Origin of the sequence: Bacteroides sp. 14(A) (assembly GCF_000526555.1) — a bacterium.
Lineage (GTDB): Bacteria > Bacteroidota > Bacteroidia > Bacteroidales > Bacteroidaceae > Bacteroides > Bacteroides cellulosilyticus.
In genome coordinates, this window is the sequence record NZ_JAGH01000002.1 from 1,684,099 (window position 1) to 1,700,025 (window position 15,927).

General features: G+C 45.0%; 11 protein-coding genes. 10 read left to right on the forward strand and 1 reads right to left on the reverse strand.

What is annotated here, in order from left to right; translation table 11 throughout:
- Positions 1–23: 23 nt before the first annotated feature.
- The gene (locus K429_RS0113675) at positions 24–1,835 is read right to left on the reverse strand and encodes a MutS family DNA mismatch repair protein (RefSeq protein WP_026367240.1); all 1,812 of its coding nucleotides are present in this window, start codon (positions 1,833–1,835) and stop codon (positions 24–26) included.
- A gap of 471 nt (positions 1,836–2,306) precedes the next feature.
- On the opposite strand from K429_RS0113675, the gene K429_RS0113690 reads away from it, so the two are divergent.
- From K429_RS0113690 to K429_RS0113735, 10 genes are all read left to right on the forward strand, one after another.
- Positions 2,307–2,933: a DUF6563 family protein gene (locus K429_RS0113690; protein WP_007212098.1), complete on the forward strand. Its 627-nt coding sequence runs from the start codon at positions 2,307–2,309 to the stop codon at positions 2,931–2,933.
- 113 nt (positions 2,934–3,046) lie between these two features.
- The gene (locus K429_RS0113695; RefSeq protein WP_007219573.1) at positions 3,047–5,026 is read left to right on the forward strand and encodes a urocanate hydratase; all 1,980 of its coding nucleotides are present in this window, start codon (positions 3,047–3,049) and stop codon (positions 5,024–5,026) included.
- Between the two features lie 10 nt (positions 5,027–5,036).
- Positions 5,037–5,936, forward strand: coding sequence for a glutamate formimidoyltransferase (gene ftcD, locus K429_RS0113700; protein ID WP_007212100.1), 900 nt, complete (start codon positions 5,037–5,039; stop codon positions 5,934–5,936).
- Positions 5,937–5,990: 54 nt separating this feature from the next.
- Complete coding sequence (gene hutI / locus K429_RS0113705) at positions 5,991–7,244, forward strand: imidazolonepropionase (protein ID WP_026367242.1); 1,254 nt, start codon at positions 5,991–5,993, stop codon at positions 7,242–7,244.
- Between the two features lie 21 nt (positions 7,245–7,265).
- Positions 7,266–7,895 carry a cyclodeaminase/cyclohydrolase family protein gene (locus K429_RS0113710; RefSeq protein WP_007212102.1) on the forward strand — a complete coding sequence of 210 codons (630 nt, stop codon included), beginning with the start codon at positions 7,266–7,268 and terminating at the stop codon, positions 7,893–7,895.
- Positions 7,892–9,388, forward strand: a complete 1,497-nt coding sequence (gene hutH / locus K429_RS0113715) for a histidine ammonia-lyase (RefSeq protein WP_026367243.1) — start codon at positions 7,892–7,894, stop codon at positions 9,386–9,388. Before K429_RS0113710 ends, hutH begins: the two co-directional genes overlap by 4 nt.
- A 166-nt stretch (positions 9,389–9,554) precedes the next feature.
- Positions 9,555–10,214, forward strand: coding sequence for a TetR/AcrR family transcriptional regulator (locus K429_RS0113720; RefSeq protein WP_007212104.1), 660 nt, complete (start codon positions 9,555–9,557; stop codon positions 10,212–10,214).
- A gap of 34 nt (positions 10,215–10,248) precedes the next feature.
- Complete coding sequence (locus tag K429_RS0113725) at positions 10,249–11,601, forward strand: TolC family protein (RefSeq protein ID WP_007219576.1); 1,353 nt, start codon at positions 10,249–10,251, stop codon at positions 11,599–11,601.
- Between the two features lie 19 nt (positions 11,602–11,620).
- A complete protein-coding gene (locus K429_RS0113730) occupies positions 11,621–12,640 on the forward strand; it encodes an efflux RND transporter periplasmic adaptor subunit (protein ID WP_026367244.1) in 1,020 nt (339 codons plus the stop codon).
- 90 nt (positions 12,641–12,730) lie between these two features.
- On the forward strand, positions 12,731–15,901 hold the full coding sequence (locus tag K429_RS0113735; protein ID WP_026367245.1) for an efflux RND transporter permease subunit: 3,171 nt from the start codon (positions 12,731–12,733) through the stop codon (positions 15,899–15,901).
- Positions 15,902–15,927 lie beyond the last annotated feature (26 nt).

A 15,927-nucleotide genomic window follows, 5' to 3' on the forward strand; every position in this document is an offset into this window, starting at 1 on the left:
ACTTAACTTTGAAGTTATGGGGATCAGTCGGTAACGGCTATCCCCATTTTTTTCATTAGGAAACAGGCATTCATATTCTGAGCTACTCCTTCGCGCAGACGATAAGAAAAGGTCAGTTCATTACCTGTGATGTCGGCTTCGAATCGGTAATTATGGATGTCATCAGGATAAATGTCGGCAAGCGTGCCGAGCATCAGGTCGTGAGTAGCGATGATACCATTTGCCTGTAAAGTCATGAATTGTTTGATAAGGGCGAGCGAGCCTTTCTGCTTATCCATGGAGTTGGTTCCTTTTAGAATCTCATCAAGGATGATGAAAAACTCTTCACCGGCTTGCAGTTTGTCGATGATAAGTTTCAGACGTTTCAGTTCTGCAAAGAAATAGGATTCGTTATCATTCAGGGAGTCGCTGGTGCGCAGACTGGTAATGAGTTGAGCAGGATACAGTTCCATACTCCGGGCGCAAACGGGGGTGCCGATGCAAGCCAGCAAATAGTTGATGCCTACCGTACGAAGATACGTACTTTTGCCTGCCATATTTGCTCCGGTGATAATAATGAAGAAAGGACGTTTTTCTATATCAATGTCATTACGTACACATTTGTCGCGGTTCATCAGTGGATGTCCCATAGATGCGGCGCGGAGACTGAAAGACCGGGTGGCAATAATAGGGTAGGAGTAATCCGGATGATTATAGGCGAATGTGGCCAGTGAACACAGAGCATCCATGTGAGCGATAGCTGTCAGCCAGCGTGGCAGTTCAGAAGCATATTGCTCTTTCCATCCTTCAATCTGTATGATTTTGCGGATTTCCCAGAAGAATAATCCGTTGAGGGTGGCATATATGTAGGCGTTGTTTCGCTGATCGAGTTCGTTCATAAGCTTACTTAGACGCTGGATGGAGTGAGAAGCCGTTTGTTTTTCATCACCGATCCACTCTCTCACTTCCTTCAATATCGGACTTTTCATGGGTTGGTTCTCAATAAGTCGGAGCAGATTGGCATACGTTGCTAATATCTGTAGCTTCTTCCCGTAGACAGCTTGCATTTTAGTGATTTTACTAGTGAAACAAAAGCTGGCAAACACAAAGCATAACCATAGAATACCGAAAACAGTGAGCGGAATAATGCCTGCAATAGCCAATGCTATACATAAGATATTTATTCCACCCGCCAATAGCGGTAGCATGCGAAAGAAAACGTTTTTCCGGAAGACACTGGGACTCTTAGCCCATGCCTTTAATTCATCTTCATCAGCAGCTTTTCCTTTATAGAGCAGTCCCAGAATACGGAATTCTTGTCGAAAGTTCAATTCCGATGTCAGTTCGCGAATGGCTTCCTGTCGGGATTCTATCTCTTTCTTATTTACCAGATGCGTGCCCAGCCAATTGGCTAACAAGCTTTTTCCAAGTTGCGTACAGGTACGGTTTATATACTGAAAAAGAGAATGTGGACCAAACACATCCAGGTCATAACTGTACAGGTGTGCCGGATTGATAAATTCTGCTCCGTCTTCAAAAGAGGATATGTCATAGTTCAGCGCCGAAAGTTCTTGCTCATTGATTGCTATCTTTTTTTCCAGATAATCTTTCTGGTGAAACAGCCGGTTGTGATACTTTATCAATAGGATAAAAGGCAGAAGTGTGACGGTAATGATCCCCGTTAATACTATCCAGCCTGATGACCAGAAATATATAATTCCCGCAATTCCTGCAACAAATAACAATAATCGCAGTGAGCCTATGCGGTAAATATTGTTTTGTACTTTATTTAATTCCGAACGTCCTTCTTCAGCGATGCGCTGATAAGTGGCGGTTATTTCATTGATTGTGTTCATTCTATTGTTTCTTTGCCGCAAAGGTAAAATAAGCCTGCTTTATAACCAAATGCTTCATCTGCTTTCTCTTGCTCTAATGAAGAACTTAGCATCCATATTTATGTTTCCTTTAAGAGAAGCGTTTGTTTCTCAGTGTGAAACTGTCTGTTTCTCGGTGTGAAACTGCTTGTTTCAAAGCATGAAACTGCTTGTTTCAAGGCATGAAACTTGCAGTTCCAAGTGATGAAACTATTCTTATCCATCAAGGTAGTAAGTTTTCGCCTTAGATATCCCTTTGATGAGTATTGCTTATTTTTCCAGTTACTCGCAGCTTTGAAGCGTATTATGCAGTATAGAGATAAGCCCAAGTATAAATATGCATGAACATAAATCTGCCAAAATTGCATTTTTCTTTTCAATAATTTGCTCTTCTTGGATAAATAATGTAACTTTCGCTCAGATAAAACTGTTTTAGAAAGAAAAGCTTGGGGTATGAAAAGGTGGTGGTTATTAGGCATATTCGGATTATTGGTTGCTTTGCATGGGAGCGCCCAGCAAGTGATATATGCCAATTTGAAGGAATTGGTGGAAGATCGTGGCGACACACTCTCCACATTGAAGATAGAGAAGCGCTCCAAGAATCAGATTTTACTGATGGGAGGTGCTGACTATCGCGTCTCGGTAGATGACAATCCCGGTCTCTGCCGATATTTGAAATCCCGTTGTTATGCGGTGAGGGCTGACTCGGCGTTATACGTTAACTGTAAGAAAGTGCGTTATAAACGTTTCCGTTTCGGCGGTTGGTATGCCCCTGCCACTTGGATACAGGGGAAAATTTATTTCTACGCACAGCCTGTAGGTTCTGTGGCGGCAAGTACCACACAACCTGCCGACGCTACGAAGCTGGGGGGAGATGTCGGTACGGCCATTGCTGCTTCGGGGCTGGTCAATGCGCGGGTTTATTATGAACTGAATCCGGAAACGGGTAAAGTAGAGTTCGTAGGAAAAGACAAAATGCTACAGCTACTAAAAAATGAGCCGGAACTTCTGAACGCCTTCTTACAGGAAAGCAGTGAAAGTGCGGAAGTTACAGGTAAATACTTACTACGCTTAAAATGACTAAATGATAAATAAATCCCGGTATCACTTGTTGATATCGGGATTTATTTCTATATTGCGGCAGCTTACAGAAGTAAACTGATGACATTTTGTAACCTTTCATCCTGCATGTTATGGAAATAACCTTAAGTAACACATTGCCCCCTTATCCCACTTTTGTAGAGGGTATCCGGAGGGCTCCTGACCGTGGCTTCACACTTTCGCCCGCACAAACTGCCACGGCGTTAAAGAACGCATTGCGTTATATCCCCAAAGAATTACACGAGACCCTCGCACCGGAGTTTATGGAAGAACTTCGTACCCGCGGGCGTATCTATGGCTACCGATATCGTCCGCAAGGTGATCTCAAAGCGAAACCTATCGATGCTTACAAAGGAAATTGCATTGAAGGCAAGGCTTTCCAGGTGATGATTGACAATAATCTCTGCTTCGACATTGCCCTCTATCCTTATGAACTCGTCACTTATGGCGAAACGGGACAGGTCTGTCAAAACTGGATGCAGTATCGTCTCATTAAACAGTATCTTGAAGTGCTGACTCAAGATCAGACACTCGTTATTGAAAGTGGACATCCACTGGGATTATTCCGTTCTAAGCCCGATGCACCACGCGTGATTATTACGAATGCCATGATGGTAGGTCTTTACGATAATCAGAAGGATTGGCACGTGGCCATGCAAATGGGAGTTGCCAACTACGGTCAGATGACTGCCGGAGGCTGGATGTACATTGGTCCTCAGGGTATTGTGCATGGTACCTTTAATACTCTGCTGAATGCCGGACGTATGAAGCTCGGTATTCCTCAGAATGGTGATTTGCGCGGACACCTGTTTATATCTTCCGGTTTGGGCGGCATGAGCGGTGCCCAGCCTAAGGCCGCCGAGATGTCGGGTGCAGCTTCCATTATAGCCGAGGTAGATATGTCACGTATTGAAACCCGGCATCGGCAAGGTTGGGTAGGGCATGTCACGGATTCTATTCCCGAAGCATTTTCGCTGGCGCATGAGGCGATGGACGGCAAGAAACCGATATCCATTGCTTATCATGGGAATATCGTTGACTTGCTGGAATATGCTGTAAACCAAAATATACATATAGACCTGCTTTCTGACCAAACTTCCTGCCATGCCGTTTACGAAGGCGGATACTGTCCGGCGGGAATTACTTTCGCCGAACGTACAAGTCTGTTGCATGAAGACCCGCAGAAATTCTGTGGACTGGTGAATGAATCGTTGGTGCGCCATTTCCGGGCTATAAAAGCCCTTGTAGAGCAGGGTACCTATTTCTTCGATTATGGAAACTCCTTTATGAAAGCCGTTTATGATGCCGGAGTTCGTGAAATTGCCAAAGAAGAAGATGATAAGAATGGATTTATATTCCCCAGTTATGTAGAAGATATCATGGGGCCGGAACTTTTTGATTACGGTTACGGACCTTTCCGCTGGGTATGTCTCAGTGGTAAACATGAAGATTTGATAAAGACCGATCATGCAGCGATGGAATGTATTGACCCGAACCGTCGCGGTCAGGATCTGGATAACTACAATTGGATACGTGACGCGGAAAAGAATAATCTTGTGGTAGGTACTCAGGCACGTATTCTTTATCAGGATGCGGCAGGACGTATGAAGATAGCGTTGAAGTTCAACGAAATGGTACGCAATGGTGAAGTAGGGCCTATTATGTTGGGACGCGATCATCACGATGTGAGCGGTACGGACTCTCCTTTCCGTGAAACTTCTAATATAAAAGATGGAAGCAATGTCATGGCGGATATGGCTGTGCAATGCTTTGCCGGAAACTGTGCCCGGGGAATGAGCCTCGTAGCACTGCACAATGGTGGTGGTGTGGGTATTGGAAAAGCCATAAATGGCGGCTTCGGTATGGTATGCGATGGTAGTGAGCGGGTGGATGAAATACTTCGTTCAGCTATGTTGTGGGACGTGATGGGTGGTGTGGCCCGGCGTTCATGGGCACGCAATGGGCATGCTATGGAGACGAGTGAAGAGTTTAACCGGACACATGCTGATGGTTATCATATTACGATGCCATACGTGGCTGATGACGAATTAGTAAATAAATACATATCATAAAAAGAGAATCATGAATAAAATCATCGAATGTGTCCCCAACTTCAGCGAGGGACGTGACTTGCAGAAAATAGATCAAATCATATCCCCTTTCCGTGGTAAACAAGGTGTAAAACTCTTGGATTACAGTAACGACGAAGACCACAACCGCCTGGTAGTAACCGTGGTAGGAGAACCGGAACCCCTTCGTGATGCCGTTCTCGAAGCTATCGGCATTGCTGTAAAGCTTATTGACCTTAACCACCACACCGGGCAACATCCCCGTATGGGTGCCGTAGATGTAGTTCCTTTCATTCCCATCAAGAATGTGACGATGGAAGAAGCTATCGCCCTTTCCAAAGAAGTAGGTGCGGAGGTAGGCAAACGCTATAATCTTCCTGTCTTTCTCTATGAGAAATCCGCATCGGCTCCGCATCGCGAAAATCTTGCTGCCGTGCGTAAAGGTGAGTTCGAAGGTATGGCAGAAAAGATAAAACTACCCGAATGGCAGCCCGACTTTGGTCCTGCCGAACGCCATGCCACTGCCGGAACCGTTGCTATCGGTGCCCGCATGCCGTTGGTAGCCTACAATATCAATCTGAATACACCTAATCTGGATATCGCACATGATATTGCCAAGAAGATTCGTTTCATTGGCGGTGGCCTGCGTTATTGCAAAGCAATGGGAGTAGAGTTGAAAGACCGGGGCATTACTCAGGTTTCCATCAATATGACAGACTATACCCGTACCGCCCTTTACCGCGCTTTTGAACTGACCCGTGTAGAAGCACGTCGCTATGGGGTCAGCATTGTGGGAAGTGAGATTATCGGTCTTGTTCCGATGGAGGCGCTCATTGATACAGCTTCTTATTATCTTGGTTTAGAGAATTTCTCTATGCAACAAGTGCTTGAGGCGAGGATTATGGAAGAATAATAGAATGATAAAAGAACGCAAATTACGCAAATTACACAAATAAAGTTTTTAAATATGACCGAGAACCTGATAATTTTCAATGCCCGTGTTGTAACCCCCATCGGCTTTTCCGCCCGTTGTGGCAAAGAGATGGGGGAACTATGCATCATTGATAATGCTACAATAGAAGTAACCGACGGTATCATTTCCTATGTCGGCCCTTCCCGGGGCGAGATGCGTGACGGATATTATCAACGCTACTGGCACTACAATGCTCGTGGCAAATGCCTGTTACCCGGCTTCGTCGATTCGCATACTCACTTTGTATTTGGTGGCGAACGTGCCGAAGAGTTCTCCTGGCGATTGAAAGGAGAAAGCTATATGTCTATCATGGAGCGTGGTGGTGGCATTGTAAGCACTGTAAAGGCCACCCGCGAATGTAGTTTTATTCAACTCCGCTCCAAAGCCGAAGTTTTTTTGAGGCAAATGAGTAATATGGGGGTTACTACCGTAGAAGGCAAGAGCGGCTACGGACTGGATAAGGAAACGGAGCTTCTGCAACTCAAAGTCATGCGTAGCCTGAATAATGACGAACATAAGCGGGTAGATATTGTATCCACTTTTCTGGGTGCGCATGCCGTACCCGAGGAATATAAGGGACGTACGGATGAATACCTTGATTTCATTATCAGTGATGTCCTGCCTTGTGTTGCCAAAAACGAACTGGCCGAGTTTTGTGATGTCTTCTGCGAACAAGGCGTTTTCTCTGTCGAACAATCTCGCCGTCTGTTGCAAGCTGTCAAGGAATATGGTTTGGGCTTGAAACTCCATGCCGATGAAATCGTTCCGCTGGGGGGTGCCGAACTGGCTGCCGAGCTTTCTGCTGTTTCCGCAGATCATTTGTTGCATGCATCCGATACAGGTATCCGCGCTATGCGGGATGCCGGAACCGTTGCAACTTTACTCCCTCTTACAGCTTTTGCCCTGAAAGAACCTTATGCACGCGGTCGCGAAATGATTGATTCCGGTTGTGCCGTAGCCCTTGCCACAGATCTCAATCCGGGCAGTTGTTTCTCCGGTTCCATTCCTTTAACTTTTGCCCTGGCATGTATCTATATGCATCTTACTATTGAAGAAGCTATCACTGCCCTCACCCTGAACGGGGCTGCTGCCTTGAACCGGGCGGATAGTATCGGCAGCATCGAAGTAGGCAAGAAGGGAGATTTTGTAGTGCTGAATTCCGATAATTACCATTTCCTGCCTTATTATGTCGGTATGAATTGTGTAAATACCACCATCAAAGAAGGAGTGATTTATCCTGTATTGTAAAAACCTTTAAAGAAAAATACCATGTTAGTTGATTTAACAGTAAAAGAATTTTTGAATAAAGTGGCGGGCAGTGATCCCGTTCCCGGTGGCGGGAGCATTGCTGCCTTGAACGGTGCCGTAGCTTCGGCACTTGCCGCTATGGTTGCTAATCTCACCATCGGCAAGAAGAATTACGAAGAACACGAGGAACTTATGAACCATATTGCTTCTCTCGCACTGAGAGAGAAAGACGTATTCATAGCTGATATAGATCGTGACTCGGAAGCCTATGATGCCGTATTTGCCTGCTTTAAAATGCCTAAGGCTACCGATGAAGAAAAAGCTGCCCGCAGTGCTGCCATTCAGGAAGCTACTAAGTATGCCGCTCTTGTCCCCATGCAAGTAGCACGTAATGCCTACGAGCTGATGTCGGTAATTGCCGACGTTGCCCGTTTGGGAAACCGTAATGCTGTGACTGATGCTTGTGTGGCCATGATGTCCGCCCGTACAGCTGTACTGGGTGCCTTACTGAACGTTCGCATCAACCTGGGTTCCATCAAAGATAAAACCTTTGCAGATGAACTTCAAAGAGAAGCCGATGTGCTGGAACGCTTGGCTTGTGAGCGCGAAAAAGAAGTATTGGATGTTGTTAACCAAGAATTACGAGTATGAAAAATGTCTATCATGTAGGATCCGGTGAACTCACATTCGACATCATCGAACGAATTATCAACGAGAATCTGAAACTGGAACTGGCCCCCGAAGCCAAAGAACGGATACAGAAATGTCGCGACTACCTCGATCATAAGATAGCCGAGTCCGAAGAACCTTTGTACGGTATCACCACAGGCTTCGGTTCCCTGTGTAGCAAAAATATATCCCCCGATGAACTGGGCACCTTGCAGGAAAACCTGATAAAGAGTCATGCTTGCAGCGTCGGTGAAGAAATACGTCCCGTCATCGTCAAACTAATGATGTTGCTGAAAGCCCATGCCCTTTCTCTGGGGCATAGCGGTGTGCAAGTTATTACCGTACAGCGTATCCTCGATTTCTTCAACAACGATGTGATGCCCATTGTCTACGACCGCGGTTCGCTCGGTGCATCCGGTGATCTGGCTCCTCTTGCCAATCTCTTCCTGCCGCTTATCGGTGTGGGCGATGTTTATTATAAAGGTAAGAAGCGCGAAGCTATTAGTGTCCTCGATGAGTTCGGCTGGGAACCGGTGAAACTTATGAGTAAAGAGGGGCTTGCCCTGCTCAACGGTACGCAGTTTATGAGTGCCAATGGTGTGTTTGCCATTCTGAAAGCTTTTCGACTCTCCAAGAAAGCCGATCTTATTGCCGCTCTTTCCCTCGAAGCTTTCGATGGGCGTATTGATCCTTTTATGGATTGTATCCAGCAAATTCGTCCGCACCGGGGACAAATCGAGACAGGCGATAATTTCCGTAAACTCCTGGAAGGCAGTGAAATCATTGCTCAATACAAAGCCCATGTGCAAGATCCGTATTCTTTCCGCTGCATCCCCCAAGTGCATGGTGCAACGAAAGATGCTATCCGTTATGTTTCTTCCGTCCTGCTGACTGAAATCAATTCTGTAACGGATAATCCAACTATTTTTCCCGATGAAGACCGTATCATCTCCGGCGGAAATTTCCACGGTCAGCCACTTGCCATTTCTTATGACTTCCTCGGCATCGCCCTTGCCGAATTAGGTAACATTTCCGAGCGGCGTGTGGCACAGCTTATCATGGGACTGCGCGGTCTGCCTGAATTTCTGGTAGCCAATCCCGGTTTGAACTCCGGTTTTATGATACCACAATATGCTGCTGCTTCCATGGTTAGTCAGAATAAGATGTATTGCTATGCTGCCAGCAGTGATTCCATTGTTTCCTCCAACGGACAGGAAGATCATGTCAGCATGGGAGCTAATGCAGCTACCAAATTGTACCGCATCATGGACAATTTGGAACACATTCTCTCCATTGAATTGATGAATGCCGCACAGGGGATTGAATTCCGTCGTCCGTTAAAGACTTCTCCCGCTTTGGAACGCTTCCTGAACGAATATCGCAAGGAAGTCCCTTTTATTAAAGACGACATTGTCATGTACAAAGAAATTCATAAGACAGTGGCGTTTCTGAACCGGACGAAGTTCGATTATTGACATTCTTCCCAATAAATCTGCCGGAAGCATAATAAATATTAATATAGTTAATCTTTCAAAGGAAACTCAATTGGTGAATTGAGTTTTCTTTCTATATTTGCCCAGTTTTATTCCGAAAGTGGACATTCTTCTACTTGAAATCTAAAAAATTAAAGAGAAAATTGAAATGAAAACGGGCGACAATATGAAAGAACACCCTCAAAGATTAGAGTTGCGGGAGCGTATCATCGATACTGCTCTGAATTCTTTTGCTACTCATGGCATCAAGAGTATTACGATGGATGACATTGCTGCGGCATTAGGTATATCCAAACGTACTTTGTATGAAGTTTTTTCTGATAAAGAAACCTTACTGATGGAATGTCTCCTGAAAGCTCAGCGTGAGGGAGATGCTTACGTGAAAGATGTCTATGAAAAGGCTTCGAATGTATTGGAAGTTTTGTTAAAACTCTACCAGCGGAGTATCGAGAAGTTTCACAATACTAATAAAAAGTTTTTTGAAGACATCAAGAAATACCCTAAAGTCTATGCTGAATTGATGAAGCGTCGCAACCGCGATTCCGAGGAAACGATTGCTTTCTTTAAACTGGGTATACAGCAAGGGTACTTCCGCGATGATGTTAACTTTACGATTGTAAACCTGTTGGTGCGCGAACAGCTCGACTTGCTGATGAATACGGATCTCTGTAAAGAGCACTCTTTCCTGGAAGTATATGAATCTATCATGTTCACTTATCTCCGGGGAATATCAACAGAAAAAGGTGCTCGTAAACTGGAAGAATTTATCCGGGAATACCGTAAGAGCCGACAGCCCAATACGGAATAAAAAATAATCCTAATATACATACAGATTTATTTTTATGGACAGACAACTATTTTTGGCAAGTAAGAAAATTATGTTGACTGTGGTCCTTTTATTGGCTATAAGCTATGTACAGGCACAGGAAACAAAAGAACCCCTAACCTTGACCCTCGACAAAGCACTGGAAATCGCACTTAGTGATAACCCTACGATAAAGGTTGCTGAAGAGGAAATAGCCCTGAAAAAGGTGGCTAACAAGGAGACCTGGCAAAGTTTATTGCCAGAGGCCAGCATTGGCGGAACATGGAACCATACGATTACGGCAGCCCAGATGAACCTCGGCGGTCAGTCTTTCAAAATGGGTCAGGACGATTCGAATACAGTAAGCGGGACTCTGAATATCAGCTTACCGTTATTTGCCCCTTCGGTCTACAAAGCAATGTCTATGACGAAAACCGACATAGAATTGGCAGTAGAAAAATCTCGTGCTTCTAAGCAGGATCTGGTGAATCAGGTTACTAAAGCGTATTATCAGTTAATGTTGGCACAAGACTCTTATGAGGTTTTGCAGAAGAGTTATAAATTGGCGGAAGACAATTATAACGTGGTCAATGCAAAATACCAGCAGGGAGCCGTCAGCGAATTTGATAAGATTAGCGCTGAAGTACAAATGCGTAGTGTAAAGCCGAATGTCATTTCAGCGGGAAATGCCGTTACCTTATCCAAACTTCAGCTGAAAGTGCTGATGGGAATAACGGAAGACTTCGATCTCAAGATTGCCGATAATCTGGCTAATTATGAGACCGATTTGTTTGCTAACCAATTGAATGAACTGAATGAAGGTTTGGTGAACAATACCACAATGAAGCAATTCGACCTGAACATGAAGATGCTCAATCAGAGTCTGAAATCTCTGAAAACAAACTTCATGCCGACACTGGGAATGAACTATTCTTATCAATACCAGTCATTGTATAATAATAACTGGAATGTGTTCGACTATAATTGGGGCGGAAGTTCTGCTTTGGTATTTACCCTGAATATCCCTCTTTATAAAGCCAGTAACTTTACGAAACTGAAGACCGCACGAATTCAGATTAATCAGTTAAAGGAAAACCGCACGGATACGGAGCGTAAACTGAACATGCAGATTACCAGCTACCAGAACAATATGGCAGCAAGTTCAGAGCAGGTGGTAAGTAATAAAGAGAACGTAATGCAAGCTCAGAAGGCAGTGGAAATAGCCGGGAAGCGCTATGAAGTAGGTAAAGGTACAGTGCTGGAACTTAACAGTTCGCAAGTGTCGTTAACCCAGGCTGAACTGACTTATAACCAATCTATTTACGACTATCTGGTATCTAAGGCTGATCTTGACCAGGTTTTAGGTCGCGACTATTCAACTAATAAGTAAAAAGAAAAATCACAACGATATGAAAAAAAGTGTTCAATTAATTGCCCTGGTGGCAGTTGCTCTGCTGAGCTCATGCAGTGGTGGAGAGAAAGACAAGGCTACAGCTGAAAAGGTAGATGAAAAACCGAGAGTTAAACTGGCCTCTGTGACCGCACGTCCTGTAGATCAGATCCAAGAATATACCGCTACTGTTCAGGCAGAAGTGAAAAACAATATTGCTCCTTCTTCTCCGGTGCGTATCGATCAGATATTTGTGGAAGTGGGCGACCGTGTATCTAAAGGTCAGAAATTGGTACAGATGGATGCTGCCAATCTGAAGCAGGCGAAGTTCCGTCTGGATAACCAAGAAATAGAATTCAAGCGTACTGACGAATTATATAAGGTGGGCGGCACTTCCAAATCAGAATGGGATGCGGCCAAAATGGCATTGGACGTACAGAAGACAACGTATAAGAATCTGTTGGAAAATACTGCGTTGCTCAGCCCCATCAATGGTGTGGTGACAGCTCGTAATTACGATAACGGCGATATGTACAGTGGAGGTGATCCGGTGTTGGTAGTAGAGCAAATCACTCCGGTGAAACTGATGATCAACGTTTCCGAAGGCTACTTTGCGAAAGTAAAGAAGGGAGCTCCCGTGGCTGTCAAAGTAGATGTGTATGGTGACGAAGAGTTTGAAGGAACGATAAATCTGGTTTATCCTACCATTGACCCGAATACCCGTACTTTCCCTGTTGAAGTGCGTTTGACTAACCGCGACCAGAAAGTCCGTCCGGGTATGTTTGCCCGTGTAACGTTGAATTTCGGAACACAGGAACACGTAGTTGTGCCCGATTTGGCTATTGTGAAACGTGCCGGTTCCGGCGACCGCTATGTATATGTATATAAGGACGGAAAAGTTTCTTATAACAAAGTTGAACTGGGCCGTCGTATGGATACGGAATATGAGTTGATTTCCGGTGTGGATAACAATTCGCAGGTGGTCGTTGCAGGACAGTCTAAGTTGGCTGATGGCGTAGAAGTAGAAGTCGAGAAATAATGATTAACGATTAGCGATTAGTGACTGCTTCTTGTGTCATAATGCTGCAAGGAGCTCATCACTCATCACTTATCACTAAACACTAATAACATGAGTTTATACGAAGGAGCGGTTAAAAAACCGATTATGACCTCGCTCTGCTTTTTGGCAGTAGCGATATTTGGTCTGTTCTCTTTGTCAAAATTACCGGTGGATCTTTACCCGGATATCGAGACCAACACCATTATGGTGATGACTTCCTATGCGGGAGCCAGTGCGTCGGATATTGAGAACAATGTGACCCGTCCGTTAGAAAATACGCTGAATTCTGTCAGCAACCTGAAACATATTACTTCCAGATCTTCAGAGAATATCTCTGTGATAACATTGGAGTTCGAATATGGATATGATATTGACGTGCTGACGAATGATGTGCGTGATAAACTGGATATGGTAAGCTCTCAGCTTCCCGATGAAGTGGAGACACCTATTATCTTTAAGTTCAGTACGGACATGATTCCTATCCTGCTGCTTTCCGTTCAGGCGGAAGAGAGTCAGCCGGCACTTTATAAAATATTGGACGACAACATCGTAAATCCGCTGGCTCGTGTGCCGGGTGTGGGTACGGTGTCTATCTCCGGTGCACCCAAACGTGAGGTGAATGTTTATTGCGATCCTAACAAACTGGATGCTTATAATCTTTCAGTGGAGACCATCAGTTCTATTATTAGTGCTGAAAACCGCAATACACCGGGTGGTACCTTCGATGTGGGAAACAATACCTATTCACTTCGTGTAGAGGGGGAGTTCAAGGACCCCAAGGAGATGGAGAATATTGTAGTAGGTACGCACAATGGAGCTTCCGTTTATTTGCGCGATGTGGCAACAGTGGTAGACTCTGTGGAAGAACGTGCGCAGAAGACGTATAGTAATGGCGTGCAAGGTGCTATGATTGTGGTACAAAAGCAGTCCGGTGCCAACTCTGTGGCTATTTCACAAAAAGTAATTGATATGTTGCCGCAGTTGCAGAAATCGTTGCCGAGTGACGTGAAGCTGGGTATCATTGTTAATACTTCCGATAACATCCTGAATACCATTGACAGTTTGGAAGAGACTATCATGTACGCCATGTTGTTCGTAATCTTGGTAGTGTTTGTATTCCTGGGGCGTTGGCGTGCTACGGTTATTATCTGTATCACTATCCCAATGTCATTGGTAGCTTCATTTATCTATTTGGGTATTATAGATGGCGGTTCGCTGAATATTATTTCGCTCTCTTGTCTTTCCATTGCTATCGGTAATGTGGTGGACGATGCTATTGTAGTGCTTGAGAATGTGACGACCCATATTGAACGAGGGTCCGAGCCGAAGCAGGCAGCGGTTCATGCCACGAATGAGGTGGCCATCTCCGTTATTGCCTCGACGCTGACCATGATTGCGGTATTCTTCCCGCTGACTATGGTGAGCGGTATGTCCGGTGTATTGTTCCGCCAGTTGGGTTGGATGATGTGTGTGATCATGACTGTTTCTACTATTTCGGCTTTGTCATTTACACCGATGATGTGTGCGCAACTCCTGCGTTTGCAGAAGAAGCAGAGTAAGTGGTTCATTGCTTTCTATAAACCGATTCAGCGTGCGCTCGATGCACTCGATGTGTGGTATCAGAACCGTCTGAATTGGGCTGTACGCCATCGTATAACTATCATGATTGGTTGTGCCACTTTCTTTGTGGCAAGTTTGTTCTGTGCCAAATATATTGGTACGGAGTTCTTCCCGGCGGCTGATAATAGTCGTATCGGTGTGAATTTGCAACTTCCCATAGGTGCTCGTGTAGAGCGTGCGCAAGCATTGGCTTCGGAACTGACGGAAAAGTGGATGAAGCGTTACGAAGGTGTGATGAAGGTTTGTAACTATACGGTGGGACAGGCTGATTCGGACAATACTTTCGCCTCAATGCAGGATAATGGTAGCCATATTATCAGCTTTAATATTAGTTTAGTAAGTCCGGGCGATCGTGATGTAAAGCTGGAAACGGTCTGCGACGAAATGCGTGAAGACCTGAAGGCTTATCCTGAATTGGATAAAGCGCAGGTAATCCTTGGTGGTAGTACCGGTGGTATGAGTGCCCAGGCCAGTGCTGACTTCGAGGTATATGGTTATGATTTTACCGCAACGGATAAAGTCTCGGCTGAGCTGAAAGAGAAACTGCTGGATGTAAAAGGTGTAAGTGAAGTAAATATCAGCCGTCAAGATTACCAACCTGAATATCAGGTAGACTTTGATCGTGAGAAATTAGCATTACATGGACTGAATTTGTCAACCGCTTCCGGTTATCTGCGTAATCGCGTGAACGGAGCCTTGGCTTCTTATTATCGTGAGGATGGTGATGAGTACGACATCCGTGTACGTTATGCTCCCGAGTTCCGTACAAAGATTGAAGATTTGGAGAACATTCTTATCTATACACCTTCCGGTGATGGTGTCCGTATAAAAGATCTCGGTAAAGTAGTTGAGCGCTCAGCTCCTCCTACCATCGAGCGTAAGGACCGTGAACGTGTTGTGACGGTATCCGCCGTTATTTCCGGAGTTCCGTTGGGTGATGTAGTTGCCGATGGTAATGCCATTATCGATAAGATGGACTTGCCGAGTGGTATTTCTATCCAGATTTCGGGTTCGTATGAGGACCAGCAAGATTCGTTCTCCGACTTGGGTACACTGGCTGTACTGATTATCATTCTGGTATTTATAGTAATGGCCGCCCAGTTTGAGTCTTTGAGTTATCCGTTTATTATCATGTTCTCCATCCCGTTTGCGTTCAGCGGTGTGTTGATGGCCCTCTTCTTTACGGGCACCAACCTGAACGTAATGAGTTTGCTGGGTGGAATCATGTTGATTGGTATCGTGGTGAAGAACGGTATCGTGCTGATTGACTACATCACACTCTGTCGCGAGCGCGGTATGGCGGTACTCCACTCTGTGGTTACGGCAGGTCGTAGCCGTTTGCGCCCGGTATTAATGACTACGTTGACTACTATCCTCGGTATGGTTCCGATGGCTGTAGGTCAGGGTGAAGGTGCCGAGATGTGGCGTCCGTTGGGTGTGGCCGTAATTGGTGGTTTGACGGTATCTACCATCTTGACGCTGATTTTAGTTCCCGTGCTTTATTGTTCGTTTGCCGGTATTGGTATCAGACGCAACCGTCGTAAGATCAAGAAAGATCGTGAACTGAATGATTACTATCAGGTTCATAAAGAGAAGATGACGAAACCAAGAAAACAATAATTGGATTTATGATTTATGAATTGCCA

Bases quoted from the DNA above. Each gene is read 5' to 3' on its own strand.
- K429_RS0113725 (WP_007219576.1), top strand. From the start codon at position 10,249: ATGGACAGACAACTATTTTTGGCAAGTAAGAAAATTATGTTGACTGTG.
- K429_RS0113710 (WP_007212102.1), top strand. From the start codon at position 7,266: ATGTTAGTTGATTTAACAGTAAAAGAATTTTTGAATAAAGTGGCGGGC.
- K429_RS0113675 (WP_026367240.1), bottom strand. From the start codon at position 1,835: ATGAACACAATCAATGAAATAACCGCCACTTATCAGCGCATCGCTGAA.
- K429_RS0113735 (WP_026367245.1), top strand. From the start codon at position 12,731: ATGAGTTTATACGAAGGAGCGGTTAAAAAACCGATTATGACCTCGCTC.
- ftcD (WP_007212100.1), top strand. From the start codon at position 5,037: ATGAATAAAATCATCGAATGTGTCCCCAACTTCAGCGAGGGACGTGAC.
- K429_RS0113730 (WP_026367244.1), top strand. From the start codon at position 11,621: ATGAAAAAAAGTGTTCAATTAATTGCCCTGGTGGCAGTTGCTCTGCTG.
- K429_RS0113720 (WP_007212104.1), top strand. From the start codon at position 9,555: ATGAAAACGGGCGACAATATGAAAGAACACCCTCAAAGATTAGAGTTG.
- K429_RS0113690 (WP_007212098.1), top strand. From the start codon at position 2,307: ATGAAAAGGTGGTGGTTATTAGGCATATTCGGATTATTGGTTGCTTTG.
- hutI (WP_026367242.1), top strand. From the start codon at position 5,991: ATGACCGAGAACCTGATAATTTTCAATGCCCGTGTTGTAACCCCCATC.
- K429_RS0113695 (WP_007219573.1), top strand. From the start codon at position 3,047: ATGGAAATAACCTTAAGTAACACATTGCCCCCTTATCCCACTTTTGTA.
- hutH (WP_026367243.1), top strand. From the start codon at position 7,892: ATGAAAAATGTCTATCATGTAGGATCCGGTGAACTCACATTCGACATC.